This is a genomic window from Schaalia hyovaginalis (assembly GCF_014208035.1).
Classification (GTDB): Bacteria; Actinomycetota; Actinomycetes; order Actinomycetales; family Actinomycetaceae; genus Pauljensenia; species Pauljensenia hyovaginalis.
In genome coordinates this window covers 1,554,307-1,569,958 of sequence record NZ_JACHMK010000001.1, presented here as the reverse complement: position 1 = coordinate 1,569,958, position 15,652 = coordinate 1,554,307, and the positions used below count along the sequence as shown (strand labels likewise).

The following is a 15,652-nucleotide window of genomic DNA, read 5'->3' as shown; positions in this document are numbered from 1 at the left end:
CTCAGGCCGACACTCCCGCTGCCCGGCGATCGGCCCGCTCGCGCATCTTGCGCAGGACCGTGCGGGCCTCCTGCAGGGTGGAGCCGGAATCATCGAGGTGGGACAGCCTCTCGGGGATCTCGAAACCCCGGGCCCGCATCCCCTTCGCCCACAGGAGCCCGGCGCGATACGAGGAGCGTACGAGCGGTCCCGCCATGACACCCGCGAAGCCGATCTCCTCGGCCTCGGCGGCGATCTCGACGAACTCCTCGGGATGCACCCAGCGGTCGATCGGGTGATGCAGCGGCGAGGGGCGCAGGTACTGGGTGATCGTCAAGAGGTCGCAACCCGCTAAGTGCAAGTCGCGCATGGCCTCGGAGATCTCCTCGCGGCTCTCGCCCATGCCCAGGATGAGATTCGACTTCGTCACCATCCGCCCGTCATGCGCGCGCCGGATCATGTCGAGGGAGCGCTCGTAACGGAAGGCCGGTCGGATCTTCTTGAAGATGCGGGGCACGGTCTCCAGGTTGTGCGCGAAGACCTGCGGTCCCGCTTCGATGACCATGTCGATCGACTCGGCCTGCCCCCGGAAGTCGTCGACGAGGAGCTCGACGCCGGTCGATGGGCTGAGCTCGTGGATGAGGCGACAGGTCTCGGCGTAGAGCCACGCCGCCCCGTCGGGCAGGTCATCACGGGTGACCCCCGTGATCGTGGCGTAGCGCAGCTCCAATTCGGCGACGGATTCGGCGATGCGGCGGGGCTCGTCCCGGTCGTACTCGCTCGGACGGCCCGTCGCGATGTCGCAGAAGTCGCAGCGGCGCGTGCACAGGGCGCCGCCCAGGAGGAAGGTCGCCTCGCGGTCCTGCCAGCACTCGTAGATGTTCGGGCACCCGGCCTCCGCGCACACGGTGTGCAGTCCCCTCGAATGCGACAGGCTCCGCATGTCCTGGTAATTCGCCCCGGCCTTCGCGGTCGTGCGGATCCACTCCGGTTTCGACTCGATGGGGGTCTGGGAGTTCCTCACCTCTACGCGAAGAAGCTTGCGGCCTTCGGGGTCGGGCAGGGTGCTCATGAAGCGCTCCAGTTCTCGAGAATGGGGTCGGGGTCCGCCAGTTGCGGGCGGATCGAGTCGAAGAGGCGGACGACGAGGGCGTTCGCGGCCTCGCGAACGGTGGTGCGCACGCCCTCCCACGAAAGCGAGGCCACATCGGCGTCGGCGAGGCCGCACGGGATGATGCCCGAGAAGGCCGCAGCCGGATCGATGTCGACATTGAGGGCGACCCCGTGAAGGGTCGCGCCGCGCGCGACCTTCAGTCCGATCGCGCAGATCTTCCGGTCCCTGCGCCCCTCCTCGGTGAGCCATACGCCCGCGCGGCCGTCGATCCTGCGGGCGTCCAGTCCCCAGTCCTCGCGGACGGTGCCGATGACCCCCGCCTCGACCGAGCGGATCCAGGCGTACAGGTCGACCGGCTCCTTGAGCTTGACGACGGGATAGCAGACCACCTGCCCGGGGCCGTGCCAGGTGGCCGAGCCGGCGCGATCGGTGCGGATGATGGGCAGCGTCGTGTCGGGGACGTCCTCGGGCTTCGTGTGGCGCCCCGCCGTCCACGTCGGCGTGAATTCGGCGAGGATGAGGAAGTCGCCCTCACCGGCAGCGGCTTTCCCGTGGAGCTCCCTTTGGAGGCGGTCCACTTCCGCGTAGTCCGTGAGGCCCGAGTCGATGAGATCGATGACGCGCACGGATCGAATCATAGCCCTGGGACATTGGCTCTACCCGCCGAGCGCCGAGGGCGCCACGAGCGCCAGGAGGCCCGATATCCTTGCCGGGTGAGCAGTTCATGGAGCGTGGGTGACATCGTCACCCGGATGAATACGTGGTACCCGCCCGAGCGCGCGGAGGCCTGGGACAGGGTGGGGCTCATCCTCGGCGATCCCCGGCGCCGGGCCGGAAAAGTCCTCCTCGCCCTCGACCCCGTGGCGGACACCGTTGAGGAGGCCCTCGACGAGAAGGCCGACATGATGCTCGTCCACCACCCCCTCTACCTGCGGGGCACGAGCTTCCTGCCGGAGTCGGATCCGAAGGGCCGTCTCGTGGCGAAGCTCATTCGTTCCGGGATCGCCCTCTTCGCCGCTCACACGAACGCCGACTGCTCGCACGAGGGCACCGGTGACGCCCTCGCCGCCCTTGTCGGCATCCGCGACGCCGTACCGCTCGTCGAATCCGGACGGGACGAGGAGGGGCGCCCCTACGGCCACGGACGGATCGGCGCGATCACCCCCGCGCGACTGGGCGACTTCGCCGATCTCGTGGCGAGCAGGCTCCCCGCGGGGCCGACGGGCCTGTTCAGCAGCGGAGACGAGGACGCCCTCATCGCGAGGGTCGCGGTGTGCCCGGGCGCCGGCGACTCCTTCCTCGAGGCGGCAAGGGCTTCGGGGGCCGATGCCGTCCTCACCGCCGACCTGCGCCATCACCCGGCCTCGGAGCATCGCGAAGGGGGAGCGCCGGCCCTGCTGTGCGCGAGCCACTGGGCGACCGAATCCGTGTGGCTGCCGCGCCTCGCCGAGCGCCTGAGGGCGGGTGCGCAGGGGGCGGATGTGGATCTCGACGTGAAAGTCTCTACGATTGCGACGGAGCCGTGGACGAGCCACCGGCCGACTCTAGGAGGACTCTTGTGAAAGCGACCTATCTCGATCAGTCGAGCCTGCTCGAACTCCTCGCCCTCGATCAACGCGAATCGGTTCTCCGCCACAAGCGTGACACCCACCCCGCCTTCGACACCGTGCGCGAGCTCGCGGGCCGGGCCGAGGACCTCCAGCGGGCTGCCGTCACCCAGTCGGCGGTCATCTCCGACATCGCGCGCGAAGCGGCGCGCATCGAGAAGGAGATCGAAGCGGTCTCGGCCCGCTGCGAGCGCCAAAGCGAACGCCTGAAGAAGAATCAGGTGCCCCTTCGCGACATCTCGGCTCTGGAGCACGAGATCGACCAGGTGAAGGCCCGACGCTCCAAGCTCGAGGACGATCTCATCGCCACCGAGGTCAAGCGCGAGGCCGCGGTTTCGGCGCGCGAGGCCATGCTCGCCGAGGCGCGAGCCATCAAGGAGGACGTCGAGGCCACCAAGGCGGCCTTCAACGAGGACGTCAAGGAGCTCGACGCGGAGCTGCGCGAGGTCATCAAGAAGCGCCGCGACCTGGCCGCCTCGCTTCCCGCTGAGCTCCTCGACGCCTACGAGTGCTCCCGGGCCCTCAACGGCGCCTTCGCCGTGCTCGAGTTGCGCAACGGGATCGCGGTGGGCATGGCGACCGAGCTCGCCCCGGCCGAACTGCAAAGGATCCGTCTCGCACCCGAGGACGAGGTGTGCTGGACGGAGGAGACCCGCGCGATCGTCGTGCGGACGAGGCGCGAATCCTGAAACCGGGCTGGTCGGCCGGTGACGATCCCGAATCCGGCTAGTCGGTGACGAGGACGAGTTCGCGGACGCTCCCTCCCTGCGATGCGGGGAGCGCATCGCCGATCTCGACGGCCCCGATCGCATGCGGAACGCCCTTCGCATCCGTGAAGGCGACCCGCCCCGCCATGCGCGCCACTGCGTCGAGCACCACGTCGGCACCGGCTTCGGGGGCGAGGCCCGCGAGCGCGCGCACCACGAGGCCCCGCCAGCGCTTCGCATCGTGCGAGATCGAAGCCCGTGCGCCCGCGCGCTCCCGCACCGCCTGAATCCTGATGATGCGGGCCCAGGGCGCCGGACACGCGGCGGCGTAGGGCCCCGAGCGCGCATCGATGACGGTCTCGCCTTCGGCCCGGACCCGCAGTTCCTCATCGAGCGCGGAGCGCCAGAACCCGGCGAGCCCTCCGATGCCGGGAAGGCGCACGCCCATGGCGAGACGATGATCGGGGAGCGCATCGTCGAGGGCGACGACCCCGAAGAGGCCGGAGAAGACGAGCGCGCACCGGCGCAGACGGGCCTGTTCCCCGTCGGTGAGCGAGGCGAAATCGAGGGCGTCGAAGAGAACGCCGGTGAAGAGCTCGGACGCGGGGGCGCACGCGGACGTGAGAAGGGCCTCGTTCGCCCGCGCTAAAGCCGCAGACGCGGGTCCCAGTCTGAGGACTTCGGCGGCGCGGGGCCCGCTGCCGAGCTCCGCGAGGGCTTCGATGAGCCTTTCGCGGGGCGCGCGCAGGCCGGGGAGAGTGAGGGAATCGAGATCGAGAAGCGGCCCCTGGCGAGGGGCGAGCTTCGATTCGGACGGCGGGAGCCAGATCAACACAGGGGGAATCGTAGCGGGAGGGGCTATGATCGAGGGCGCGGATGAGTCGGTCGGGCGGCCGCGTGGGGGAACCCACGAGGAACGTCCGGGCTCCACAGGGCAGGGTGATGGCTAACGGCCACCCGGGGCGACCCGAGGGACAGTGCCACAGAGAACAGACCGCCGCAGGAGACTGCGGTAAGGGTGAAACGGTGGGGTAAGAGCCCACCAGCGATCCGGGCGACCGGATCGGCTCGGCAAACCCCACCCGGAGCAAGACCGAGCAGCAGGCAGTGGGCGGCCCGTCCCCGTCCTGCGGGTAGGTTGCTGGAGGCTCGCGGCAACGCGGGTCCTAGAGAGATGGTCGCCGCCGTCGTCGACGGAACAGAACCCGGCGTACAGACCGGCTCATCCGCGCTCTAACGGGCGTGCCGCTGCTTCCACCGCGAGCCCCACGAGGACTCTGCGCGCGCGGCCAGGGCCCGTTTCTGCTCCTCCTCGAGCCGGGCGACCAGACTGCGCTCGGACACCCAGCCGACCGGACGCCCCTCGGCGTCGAGGACGGGGACCCCGGAGGTCCCCGATGTCAGCAGGCGGGACAGGACGAGATGCGGCGAGTCCTCGGCGTTGACGCTGACCTTCAGGGAGACGAGCTCCGCCAGGGCGCGGCCCTGCGAGGGATGAGCGCTCAGGAGGTCGAGCGCGGACACGAGGCCCGTGAAACGCCCCTCGGCGTCGACGAGGGGCAGCTCGGCGCTCCCGCTCGTGCGCATGAGCGCCGCCGCCCCGGCCGGCGGCGTCGTGGGGGTGAGCAGGGCGGGAAGCCCCTCCATCCACTGCTTGACCGGCTTGGAGCCGACCAGGGTCGCTTCGACGGGGTCGGCGAGCACATCGCCGCGCCTGCGGAGCTTCTCCGTGTAGATCGTGCCGCGGGTGAGGAAGCGCGAAACCCCGGTCGCCAGGACGACCGCGAGCATCATGGGCAGGATGAGGCTGTAGGTCCCGGTCATCTCCACGATGATGAGGACGGCGGTCATCGGTGCGCGAGCGGCTCCGGCGAAGGCCGCGCCCATCGCGATCACGCCGAAGACGCCTGGCGCCGATGCCGTCAGGGGATCGATGAGGGTGCCGAAGGCCGTCCCTGCCATGGCGCCGATGAAGAGGGTCGGGGCGAAAACGCCGCCGGACCCGCCCATGCCGATCGTGAACGAGGTGTAGAGGGCGCGCCCGAGCATCGCGAGGATGAGGAAGCCGAGGGCGTAGCGGCCGTCGAGGGCCGCCTCTTCGATCGGGGTGCCCGAACCGTACATCTGCGGGAAGCAGATGAGCCCGAGTCCCAGGAGCGGTGCGAAGACGATCGGGCGCGCCCACTCGGGGGCGGGGATCTTGGACCAGACGGCGTCGAGCCCGTCCTCGATCAGGTAGAGCAGTTTGGAAAAGCCCAGGCCGACGAGTCCGGCGAGGACCCCGAGGAGCGCCACCCACCACATATCGGTCAGGGTCCACGCTTCGAGGTCGGCGGCGACTCTCACGACGGAGGAATCGCCCTGGAGGGCGCGCGCGATGATCGAAGCCGCGACCGAGGAGATGACGACGTAGCCGAAGGTCTCGGCCGTGAAGCGCGTGAGGATGACCTCGAGCGCGAAGACCGCGCCGGCCAGCGGCGCGTGGAAGGTAGCGGCGATCCCGCCGGCGGCGCCGCAGGCCGCGAGGAGGACGACGCGACGCGCGTCCAGGCCGAGGAAGCGGGCTATCGACGAGCCGAGCGCGGCGCCCACCTGCACGATGGGCCCCTCCCGCCCGGCCGAACCGCCCGAGCCGATCGTGAGGGATGAGGCGATGAGCTTGACGACCGCGACTCGGCCGGGAATCGCCCCCTCCTTGCGGCGCACGGCGAGCATCACTTCCGGGATGCCGTGGCCCCGAGCCGACGGGGCGAAACGGTGCACCAGCGGTCCGTAGACCGCCGCGGCGACGAGCGGTGCCGCGAGGAGAAGGGCCCACGAGGGGATGGCGAGCACCCCGTGCGGAGCCCCGCCGCGCGTCGAGTACTCCTCGTAGCCCGTCGACACCCAGGTCCACCCCTCGATCATCAGGGTGAACAGGACCGAGGCGAGCCCGACGAGCACGCCGACGGCGGCGGCGACGAGGCCGATGAGCGAGCGGTGCCCGCCGATCCTCGCGCCGATGCGGCGCCTGGAGTCCGCGGCGCTCACAGGTTGGTGATGACGAGATCGGACTCGACCCGGGAGTCGATGCCCCACACCTGAGAGTAGAACGACAACTCGGCGTCCCAGGCGTCCCGGATCGTCGTCGCCTTCGTGAATCCGTGGCCCTCGCCCTCGTAGATCCTCATCGCAACGGGATTACCGCGGGCGACGAGCGCATCGTGCATCTCCTGCGCCTGATTCATGGGGACGACCCTGTCTTGAGCCCCCTGAAGGAGGAGGAGGGGGGCGCGGATGGCGTCGATGTGGAAGAGGGGGGAGCGCTCCTTCCAGACCGGATCGTCGACATCCGACGATCCGAGCAGGCGGAAGGAGTAGCCGACTTCGAACTTGTGGGTCTCTAGCTCGAGGCGCTTGAGGTCCGCGATGCCGTAGAAGGAGGTGCCCGCGGTGAAGACATCGGAATTGACCAGGGCCGACAGGGTCGTGAAACCCCCCGCGCTGCCGCCGCGAATCGCGACGCGCTTCGGATCGACGAGCCCGCGTTCGATGAGGGAACGGGCGCCATCGGCGCAGTCCTGGACGTCCATCAAGCCCCAGTTGCCGTTGAGGCGTTCGCGGTAGGCACGTCCGAATCCGGTCGAACCGCGGTAATTGACGTCGAGGACCGCGAAACCGCGACTCGTCCAGTACTGGAGGGGGATCCTGAGCCCGGGGCGGGTCGAGGAGGTCGGTCCGCCGTGGACATTGACGATGAGCGGGGGGAGCTCGCCCTCGGGGGCGGTGAAATCGGGGTTCTTCGGCGGGTAGTAGAAGCCGTGTGCCTTCTCGCCGTCGGAGGTGGGCCAGGTGACGATCTGGGCGGGCGAGACGAGGTCGGCCTCGATCTCGGCCTCGGTCGAGGGCCTCACGATGGAGGTCTTCCCATCCTCGACCTGCACGATCGCGGGCGTACGGGTCGGCGAGTCGGCGAGGAAGACCACCCGGGAATCGGATGCGGCGACATTGCCGATCGGCCACCAGCCCGTTGCCCATTCCTCGGTGAGCCCGTTGTCGATGCGCACGGTGCCGATGTGCCAGGTGAGGTCCTCGGCCCACGAGCAGATGAGATTCTCGTGGTCGAGGTTGTCGAAGGAGTGCAGGCCGAGCTGCCAGTGCGGGTGGGAGAAGGCGCGGGTCCCGGGATGAAGCGCGCGCGTCCGCAGACGCTCGGCCCACGCCTCGGCGTCCTCGTCCTCCTTCCAGGAGAACCCCTCGGTGCGGAACAGATTCGCCCAGCCGGTCGAATCGTCGACGTGGATGAGATCGCCGCGCAGAGTCCAGCGGGGCTCGTAGACGCACACCTCGGGGGAATCGACGAGGACGACCTCGCGGGTGAGCCTGCCTTCGAAATCGAGGGAGGCGACGTGGAGGGCCGATTGATTCCACGGCATATCCGGGTGGTTCCAGGTGAGCCATGCGAGCTTCGTCCCATCGGGGGACAGGGCCGGAGCTGCGACGAAGTCGGTACCCGAGAAGACCGTGATGAGGGCGGAATCGTTGCGGGCCGCGGAGCCGTCGAGGGGGATGGCGACGAGGGTGTTGACCGGCTCGCCCTCGGGCGAGTGGTCCTCGCGGACCGCGTAGACGAGACCGCGGACCTCATCGAGCTCGAAGTCGCCGAAGCGGGACTTCGACAGGGTCGTCAGCGGCTGCGCGGTGCGCTTGGGATCGCTCGGGTCGAATCGGTACACCCGGGAGTCGAAGCCGTCGGAGAAGACGACGAAGCCGTCGAGCACCGCGTAGGCGCGGCCGCCGTACTCGTGGACGCGAGTCCTCACATCGGCCAGGCGCACCCCGTCGATGAGGGGCAGGACCTCACTGGTCTCTCCGGCGCCGTTGCGCTTGAGCAGGGTGCCGCGCCCGTCCTCCTTCGGATGGCCCTCGACCCAGTAGGTGTCGGGGCCGTCGACGCGCACCTGCGACAGCGTGACGCTCCGCGCGGTGAAGGATTCTCCGGTGATGGGGGATGTCCATTCGCCATAGGGCGCGACGGTCACTGACATGCTTCCTCCTGGAGGACGATTCGAACGCTCGGACGACACGTGATCCACATCCTAGTCCGAGGCGTCGGCCGCGCGCGCGGGCCCGAGAGCCGCAGCCCGCGCTCAGGGCCATTAGACTCTTGAGCCATGCAGTCATCTGATCCGGCATCGTCCCTCCTGGGAAGAATCGACGCGCCCTCGGATCTTCATGAGCTCACGCCCTCCGAACTCGTCGATCTGTCCCACGAGATCCGCGGATTCCTCATCGAATCGGTCTCGAAGACCGGCGGGCATCTCGGGCCGAACCTCGGCGTCGTCGAGTTGACGATCGCGCTTCACCGAGTCTTCGACTCCCCCCGGGACACGCTCATCTTCGACACGGGGCATCAGGCCTATGTGCACAAGCTCCTCACGGGGCGCAAGGACTTCTCCCGGCTGCGTTCGCGCGGGGGCCTGTCCGGCTACCCCTCGCGCGCGGAGAGCGTCCACGACGTCGTGGAATCCTCGCACGCCTCGGCATCGATCGCCTGGGCGGACGGGATCTCATGGGAGAAGCGCCGCCGGGGGGACGACTCGTGGACCGTGGCGATCATCGGCGACGGCGCGCTCACCGGTGGCATGGCCTGGGAGGCGCTCAATCGCATCGCCGCATCGAAGAACCGCCGCGTCATGGTCGTCATCAACGACAACGGGCGCTCGTACGCGCCGACGATCGGCGGTCTCGCGCATCATCTCGACGCGATTCGCACCTCCGAGGGCTATGAGAGGGCGCTCGCCTGGGGGAAGCGGAGGCTTCTGGCGATGGGCGAGCCCGGGCGCGCGGCTTTCGACGCGCTCCACGGCCTCAAGACCGGCCTCAAGGACGTGTTTGTCCCCCAGGTGATGTTCGAGGATCTGGGCTTGAAGTACCTCGGCCCGGTCGACGGCCACGACATCGTCGCCGTCGAGGACCTCCTCAGGCTGGCCACGGGGCTCGACCAGCCCGTCCTCGTCCATGCGATCACCCAGAAGGGCAGGGGCTACGTGCCCGCCGAGGAGAACACCGCGGATCGCCTCCACGCGGTCGGCCCGATCCATCCGGAGACCGGATTGCCGGTGGTCCCCGAGCGCTTCGGATGGACGAGCGTGTTCGCCGAGGAGCTCACCGCTCTCGCGCGGGAGAACCCGAAGATCGTCGGCGTGACCGCCGCGATGATGGAACCGGTCGGCCTCGCCCCGCTGAAGAAGGAGTTCCCCGCCCGCGTCATCGATGTCGGCATCGCCGAGCAGGAGGCGCTCGCCTCGGCCGCGGGCATGGCCTACGAGGGCGCGCACCCCGTCATCGCCCTCTACGCGACCTTCCTCAACCGCGCTTTCGACCAGCTGCTCATGGACGCGGCGCTCCATCGGGCGGGGGTGACCCTCGTCCTCGACCGCGCGGGCGTCACCGGCGCCGACGGAGCCTCCCACAACGGCGTCTGGGACATCGCCATGTGCCAGATCGTGCCGGGCCTCGAGCTCTTCGCCCCCCGCGATGAGTCCACCCTGCGCGAATGCCTCCGGCTGGCCGTCTCGATCGAGGACCGCCCGACCGTGCTGCGCTACCGCAAGGGCGCCCTTCCAGAACCCGTGCCCCGACTGCGCAGCGTCCGGGGAGTCGACGTCGTCTTCGAATCCGATGAGTCCGATGCGGATGCGCTGCTCATCGCGAGCGGCTCCCTCGTCCCGGAGTGCCTGGAGGCCGCCCGCGCCCTCGAGTCGCGCGGGGTGAAGGTCCGGGTCGTCGATCCGGTCCGCCTGCTCCCGGTGAAGGCGGGTCTGGCGGATCTCGCCGCCGGAGCCGAGGTCGTCCTCACCGTGGAGGACGGGATCGTCGACGGGGGCTTCGGCTGGGCCGTGAGGGAGCTCCTGGCCGACCGGGGCAAGCGAGTCCTGTGCGCGGGCGTGCCCAAGGCCTTCCTCGCGCACGGCGAACGCTCCGAGATCCTGTCCGAGCTGGGGCTCGACGCGACGGGCATCGAGGCCCGCATCCTCGAGGCGTGCGCCGGAGCCGCTTCGCGCTGAGACCGGCCCGAAGAGGCTCCGGGGCGCTTCGGGGAAGCTGCGGAAGGGGCTCCGGACGGCCGGGCTCGCCCGAGGGCGGATCCCCCGGAATGCCGGGGGCGCGAGGGCCTCAGCCTTCGAGCGCGTCCGCGATCGGATCGAGGCTCAGATCCATCTGCCAGTCCCGGGCGCCCTTGTCGTACATGCGCTCCTCCACCTCATCGCCCGAAGGACGGGAGGGATCGAGCGGGGCCCAGGCGAGATAGCGCTGGATCCGCGGTTCCAGAATGACTTCGGGGGCGATGCCGATCCGCTCGGAGAGCGCGTGCATGGCCGAGCGGACCGCGGCGAGACGGGCCGCGGCCTCGGGGTCGATGCGCGCCCAGGATCGTGGCTCGGGTATCGCGCCCGGGGTCCTCGGGGGCCGCAGCGCCGGCAGCTCGTCCTCGTTGAGATGAAGGGCGCGGACGATCGCCCGCATCCACTCGTCGCCGTGCTGGCGCGCGACGGGGGAGCGGAACTCGGAGATGGCCTGCAGGGCGCGTCGATTCCGAGGGGGATTCATCGCGGCCTTCACAAGGGCGGCGTTGCGCACGAGGCGCCCCGGGGCGATGTCGATCCGCCGGGCGATGTCTTCGCGCACCTCCCACAGGCCCTTGAGGACGGCGAGCTCGCGCCGGGAGCGGATCTTGCCCGCGCCGGGCAGTGAACGCCAGCGCTCGGCCTTCGCGGGCGCTTCCGGCGAGGAGACGAGGTGGGCGTTCTCCTCGAGCGCCCACTCCCAGCGGCCGGCCTCATCGAGGGCGAGCGCGAGCCTGCGGTAGAGCTCGCTCAGCAGTTCGACGTCGAGGGCCGCGTAGCGCAGCCAGTCCCTCGGGAGCGGCCGCACGGACCAATCGGAGGCCTGATGGTCCTTGACGAGGCCGAGGCCGAGCACCTGCTCGCACACCGCCGACAGGCCGAAACGCTCGAAGCCGAGGAGTCTGGCCGCGATCTCCGTGTCGAAGAGCGTGGCGGGCGCGAGCCCGCACTGGCGGAGATTGGGCAGATCCTGGGCCGCATCGTGAAGGATCCAGATGTCCGCGACGCCCTCAGCGAGCCCCGAGAGGTCGGGGAGCGTGGCCGTGTCGATGAGAAAGGTCCCGACGTCCTCCCTGCGGATCTGGACGAGATAGGGGTCGCTCCCGTATCGGAATCCCTGTGCGCGTTCGACATCGAGGGCGATCGGGCTCGTCCCCTTCCCGAGGGCGAGCGCGGCCTCCTCCAGCCCCCGGAGCGTATCGATCACCTCGGGGATCCCTTCGCGCGGCGAGGCGATGAGCTCGGGGTTCTCGGTGTCTCCGGCGGGAAGACCGGCGGCGTTGACGATGCGCACGCCTCACACTCCTTCGAGGAATCGACTGGCGGCGACGCCCGCCGTCCGGGTCATCAAATCGGTCCAGGCGCTCAGGTGCGGGGCGAGATCGGGCGGGGACGGGGTCCAGGAGGCGCGGATCTCGACGTTGAGGGTCGAGCCCTTGAGCTCGAGGCCCCCGAAGGCCTCTGACAGCTCCCGCGTCACCGTGCCGGCCAGATCGTGGTATCCGGCCCCCGCTTGGAAGAGGCATTCGTCCGCCCATCCCCAGAGGGCTTCCGCGAGCAGGGGGTCGGTGCCCATCTCCGGATCGATGTGACTGCGGATCTGGGCGACGACCCGGAAGTTGCCGTTCCAGCCGGGCTGGCCCCCGGGGTCGTGAAGAACGACGAAGCGGCCGGTCGCGGCGGGCTCGCCGAATTCCTCGGCGAGGGTGCGCATCGCGAGGGCGGCGGTCAGGGGCGCCAGGCCTCGCGGAGGCGGGACTTCCTCGAATTCGACATCAGTGCGTCCGCTTGCTTCGCGCAGACCGAGCAGCGCCAGGCGAAACGCCTCGGGAATTGCTCGTGAGTCCACGTGCTCAGGCTAGGGGCGCATGAGCACCGAGTCCCTGCGGCGCGCCGTCGGGGAGGAGGATGGGCGCTGAGTAAGACAGGCACGAATCGAGGGTGCATACTCATGACAAACTGTCGAGCCTGTTCTCACGCACGCCGTGCACACTTTTTGGGGAGATGACGATGACGCGACCGCGATGGATCCTGCGCCGAGGTTCTCACGAGGAATTCGATGCGCTGGTGGCGGGGGCCGCCATCGATCCTCCGATCGAGCAGACCATCGAGTGGGCGCAATTCGAGGAGAGCGATGAGGATCGGCAGGCCCTCGGCGTCTTCGTCGTCGAGGATCCGGCCGGGCGTCCTCGCGCCGTCTTCCGTGCGACGCGCATCAACGATCACGGGACGCATTTCGTGTGGCTGAGGCACGGCCCGGTCTGGTTGGGCGATCCCTCCACCGAAGAGGAGCGCGAGCTCGTGGACGCCCTCGTCAACGACATGAAGATCATCGACGCGGGGGCGACCCACATCCGACTCGATCTTCGCTTCCCCGCGGAGGGGACGATCCTCCCCGCTTCGATGATCACCTACGACCGCACGGTCGTGGTCGACACCTCGATCTCCTCGCGCGGCCTCGGGCACGACGCGGCGGCGGAGGAGATCCTCTCGCGCTTCAAGTCGCGCGGCCGTCGGGACGTCCGCAAGTCCATTCGCGAGTCCGGGCTCGTCTGCGCCGATGAGACCGAGCGCGCGCGGGGGGACTTCGAGGAGTACCACGCGGTGATGCGCGAAACGGCTGAACGGGACGGTTTCGCGCCCTGGCCGAAGGCGACCTATGAACGGATGATCCGCATCCTGGGCCCGGATCGCGCGCGCGTGTACGCGGGGCGCATCGAGGGCGAGCTCGTGTGCTGGGCGATCGTCACGATCTCCGGCGCCCGCGGCTGGTACTTCTGTGCCGCATCGAAGTCCGCGGTTTCGCGGCGCCTCGTCGCCGATCGCCTCCTCCTCTTCTTCTGCACCGAGCTCGCCCTGTTGGGCGTGGAGCAGGTCGACCTGATGGGCATCGGCTCCGATGTCGCGCCCGGCCTCATGAGCCTCAACACATTCAAGACGAAGTTCTCCCCTAAGATCAGGGAGGTCCCGGCCGCTCGGGAGATCGTCGTGCGCCCCTGGCTGTGTTCGAGCGTGTCGAGGGCGCGGCGCCTCGTGCGTTCCCTCCGTCGATAGGCATCGACGCGGAAAACGGCGGAATCCAGCGGAAATACACGCTTGTGATCCGTGTTACGCCGCTTCGATTTCTCAAATCGTCTTCGGGGCTGCTAATGTCTTCCCTGTTCGCAGCGAGCCCCTCAGGGCGAAGGCGACACGCGGATGTGGCTCAGTTGGTAGAGCATCACCTTGCCAAGGTGAGGGTCGCGGGTTCGAGTCCCGTCATCCGCTCGGGCGATTGGCGCAGCGGGAGCGCGCTTCCCTGACACGGAAGAGGTCACTGGTTCGATCCCAGTATCGCCCACGGTCGTTCCGATTCCATCGGACTCGACGGGACGGATGTCCCAGGTCGCTTGGCGATCATTCGCGGATGTGGCTCAGTTGGTAGAGCATCACCTTGCCAAGGTGAGGGTCGCGGGTTCGAGTCCCGTCATCCGCTCGTAGTCCCGCCGCTGCGCGTCGCGTGTGCGACGGGCACCTGGTGGGTTGGCCGAGAGGCGAGGCAGCGGCCTGCAAAGCCGTATACACGGGTTCGAATCCCGTACCCACCTCGGGCGATTGGCGCAGGGGTAGCGCGCTTCCTTCACACGGAAGAGGTCACTGGTTCGATCCCAGTATCGCCCACCATTCAGATCCAATCTTCTGGATCCGAGTCTCATCGGATCCGGACGTTTCTGGGCAGTCCTTTAGACATTGGTTTTCTCGCCCGTGCCTTCTCGCAATGGATTTGCATTCTCATTCGGGTGCGATCGCTCACTCACCGGCAACGATGGGCAGCTTTCAGGCCTTCCCCCTTATCCTTGCCCTTGGAAACTCGACTAGATTCGCACTTCAGCAGTAAAGGTGATCAAGCATGAGCGAAAATCGTCTGACGCTCCTCCCGGTGATCCTCGGAGGCGATTTCGGTGTCTACGGTATCGGTCGCTCCTTTAATGAGGCTTTCGGATGCCGCTGCCTCTGCGTCGCTAATGAGCCGACCGTCTCGATCACCGCCTCCGGCTTCTTCGACGTCCACCACATCCCGGCTCGTTTGTCCGATGAGAACCTCCTCGCAGAACTTCTCGGGATCGCTGCGGCCAATCCGGACCGCGAGCTCGTCCTCATGGCGAACCACGACGTTCATTCCGCCTTCATTGCGCGCAACGCCTCTGCTCTTGGTGCCTGCTTTGCGCTTCCCTTTCCGTCGCTCGAGGTCATCGAACACCTCACGGACAAAGCCGCCTTCTCAAGGGCTTGCGCCGCAGAGGGAATCCACACGCCGACGATGATCGAGGTTGACTTTTCCGACTACTCGGCCGACTGGTGCGCTCCGCGTATCGACTTCGCCTTCCCCGTCGTTGCGAAGGCGGCGCGCGGCGAGGCCTATGACCTCATCAACATGCCAGGTAAGAAGAAGATTTGGTTCATCGAGTCCCAGGGTGAGCTCGATGTGCTGTGGGCTCACCTCGGAAAAGCGGGCTTCCGCGATGTCTTCCTCGTTCAGGAGCTCATCCCCGGTGACAACACGCAAATGCGCTCGATTACCGCCTACGTCGACTCTCGAGGCGAGGTCTCCCTCATCGGCTCGGCCCGAGTCCTCCTCGAGGATCATGCACCGACGATGATCGGCAACCCGGTCGCGATGATCACGGAGCCTTTCCCTGAACTGTGGGAAGCAGCCCAGTGCCTCCTCACGCACTCGGGTTATCGGGGCTTCGCGAACTTCGACGTGAAGATCGATCCGCGCGACGGGCGCGCCGTCTTCTTCGAGGTCAACCCCAGGATCGGGCGGAACAACTGGTACATGAGCGCCGCCGGCGCGAATCCGATGCCCGTCATGGTCGCCGACCTCCTCGACGGCAAGTGCCCGCCTCGGCGGACCGCCACGGAGGAAGTACTCTATTCGATGGTCCCTGATCGCCTTCTTCTCCGTTACATCCGCGATACCTATCTCGTCGCACGAGTCAAGCGCCTCATCTCCATGGGCCGTCGATTCGACCCGCTCCTTAATCCGAAGGAGAAGAATCTCCGCCGCAACATCACTGTGCGCCTCCAGAAGCTCAACCATTTCCGCAAATTCGCCCGCTACTACCCCGAAGCGACCGACCGGTCGTTCTGAGA

12 protein-coding genes, 5 tRNA genes and 1 other RNA gene are annotated in these 15,652 nt (G+C 68.3%); 11 read left to right on the top strand and 7 right to left on the bottom strand.

What is annotated here, in order from left to right; genetic code table 11:
- Window position 1 precedes the first annotated feature (1 nt).
- Window positions 2-1,051: a lipoyl synthase gene (lipA, locus tag HD592_RS06790; RefSeq protein ID WP_184452777.1), complete on the bottom strand. Its 1,050-nt coding sequence runs from the start codon at window positions 1,049-1,051 to the stop codon at window positions 2-4.
- Window positions 1,048-1,719, bottom strand: a complete 672-nt coding sequence (gene lipB / locus HD592_RS06785) for a lipoyl(octanoyl) transferase LipB (protein ID WP_184452775.1) — start codon at window positions 1,717-1,719, stop codon at window positions 1,048-1,050. The genes lipA and lipB overlap by 4 nt, the downstream gene beginning before the upstream one ends.
- Window positions 1,720-1,845: 126 nt before the next feature.
- On the opposite strand from lipB, the gene HD592_RS06780 reads away from it, so the two are divergent.
- Both HD592_RS06780 and HD592_RS06775 read left to right on the top strand, forming a co-directional pair.
- Window positions 1,846-2,655, top strand: a complete 810-nt coding sequence (locus tag HD592_RS06780; protein ID WP_184454530.1) for a Nif3-like dinuclear metal center hexameric protein — start codon at window positions 1,846-1,848, stop codon at window positions 2,653-2,655.
- The gene (locus HD592_RS06775) at window positions 2,652-3,389 is read left to right on the top strand and encodes a zinc ribbon domain-containing protein (RefSeq protein ID WP_184452773.1); all 738 of its coding nucleotides are present in this window, start codon (window positions 2,652-2,654) and stop codon (window positions 3,387-3,389) included. Before HD592_RS06780 ends, HD592_RS06775 begins: the two co-directional genes overlap by 4 nt.
- 37 nt (window positions 3,390-3,426) lie before the next feature.
- On the opposite strand, the gene HD592_RS06770 is transcribed toward HD592_RS06775, so the two are convergent.
- A complete protein-coding gene (locus HD592_RS06770) occupies window positions 3,427-4,242 on the bottom strand; it encodes a peroxide stress protein YaaA (protein ID WP_184452771.1) in 816 nt (271 codons plus the stop codon).
- 42 nt (window positions 4,243-4,284) lie between these two features.
- Here HD592_RS06770 and rnpB point away from each other — a divergent pair.
- Window positions 4,285-4,636: RNase P RNA component class A (gene rnpB, locus HD592_RS06765), an RNA gene on the top strand.
- A 4-nt stretch (window positions 4,637-4,640) separates the two neighbouring features.
- On the opposite strand, the gene HD592_RS06760 is transcribed toward rnpB, so the two are convergent.
- Window positions 4,641-6,437, bottom strand: coding sequence for a chloride channel protein (locus tag HD592_RS06760; protein WP_184452769.1), 1,797 nt, complete (start codon window positions 6,435-6,437; stop codon window positions 4,641-4,643).
- Window positions 6,434-8,434 carry an alpha/beta hydrolase family protein gene (locus HD592_RS06755; protein WP_184452767.1) on the bottom strand — a complete coding sequence of 667 codons (2,001 nt, stop codon included), beginning with the start codon at window positions 8,432-8,434 and terminating at the stop codon, window positions 6,434-6,436. The genes HD592_RS06760 and HD592_RS06755 overlap by 4 nt, the downstream gene beginning before the upstream one ends.
- A gap of 126 nt (window positions 8,435-8,560) precedes the next feature.
- On the opposite strand from HD592_RS06755, the gene dxs reads away from it, so the two are divergent.
- Complete coding sequence (gene dxs / locus HD592_RS06750; protein ID WP_184452765.1) at window positions 8,561-10,456, top strand: 1-deoxy-D-xylulose-5-phosphate synthase; 1,896 nt, start codon at window positions 8,561-8,563, stop codon at window positions 10,454-10,456.
- A 109-nt stretch (window positions 10,457-10,565) separates the two neighbouring features.
- Here the strand turns inward: dxs and HD592_RS06745 are convergent, their stop codons facing one another.
- On the bottom strand, window positions 10,566-11,810 hold the full coding sequence (locus HD592_RS06745; protein ID WP_184452763.1) for an HRDC domain-containing protein: 1,245 nt from the start codon (window positions 11,808-11,810) through the stop codon (window positions 10,566-10,568).
- 3 nt (window positions 11,811-11,813) lie between these two features.
- Window positions 11,814-12,365, bottom strand: a complete 552-nt coding sequence (locus HD592_RS06740; RefSeq protein ID WP_184452761.1) for a DUF3000 domain-containing protein — start codon at window positions 12,363-12,365, stop codon at window positions 11,814-11,816.
- Between the two features lie 161 nt (window positions 12,366-12,526).
- On the opposite strand from HD592_RS06740, the gene HD592_RS06735 reads away from it, so the two are divergent.
- The 7 genes from HD592_RS06735 (at window position 12,527) to HD592_RS06705 (ending at window position 15,650) form a co-directional block, all read left to right on the top strand.
- Complete coding sequence (locus HD592_RS06735) at window positions 12,527-13,570, top strand: lipid II:glycine glycyltransferase FemX (protein ID WP_184452759.1); 1,044 nt, start codon at window positions 12,527-12,529, stop codon at window positions 13,568-13,570.
- Window positions 13,571-13,710: 140 nt separating this feature from the next.
- A tRNA-Gly gene (locus HD592_RS06730) sits at window positions 13,711-13,783 on the top strand.
- 1 nt (window position 13,784) lies between these two features.
- A tRNA-Val gene (locus HD592_RS06725) sits at window positions 13,785-13,856 on the top strand.
- Window positions 13,857-13,918: 62 nt separating this feature from the next.
- Window positions 13,919-13,991, top strand: a tRNA-Gly gene (locus HD592_RS06720).
- Between the two features lie 41 nt (window positions 13,992-14,032).
- Window positions 14,033-14,103 (top strand) — tRNA-Cys (locus HD592_RS06715).
- Between the two features lies 1 nt (window position 14,104).
- A tRNA-Val gene (locus HD592_RS06710) sits at window positions 14,105-14,179 on the top strand.
- A 226-nt stretch (window positions 14,180-14,405) separates the two neighbouring features.
- Window positions 14,406-15,650, top strand: a complete 1,245-nt coding sequence (locus HD592_RS06705) for a carboxylate--amine ligase (RefSeq protein ID WP_184452757.1) — start codon at window positions 14,406-14,408, stop codon at window positions 15,648-15,650.
- Window positions 15,651-15,652: the final 2 nt, after the last annotated feature.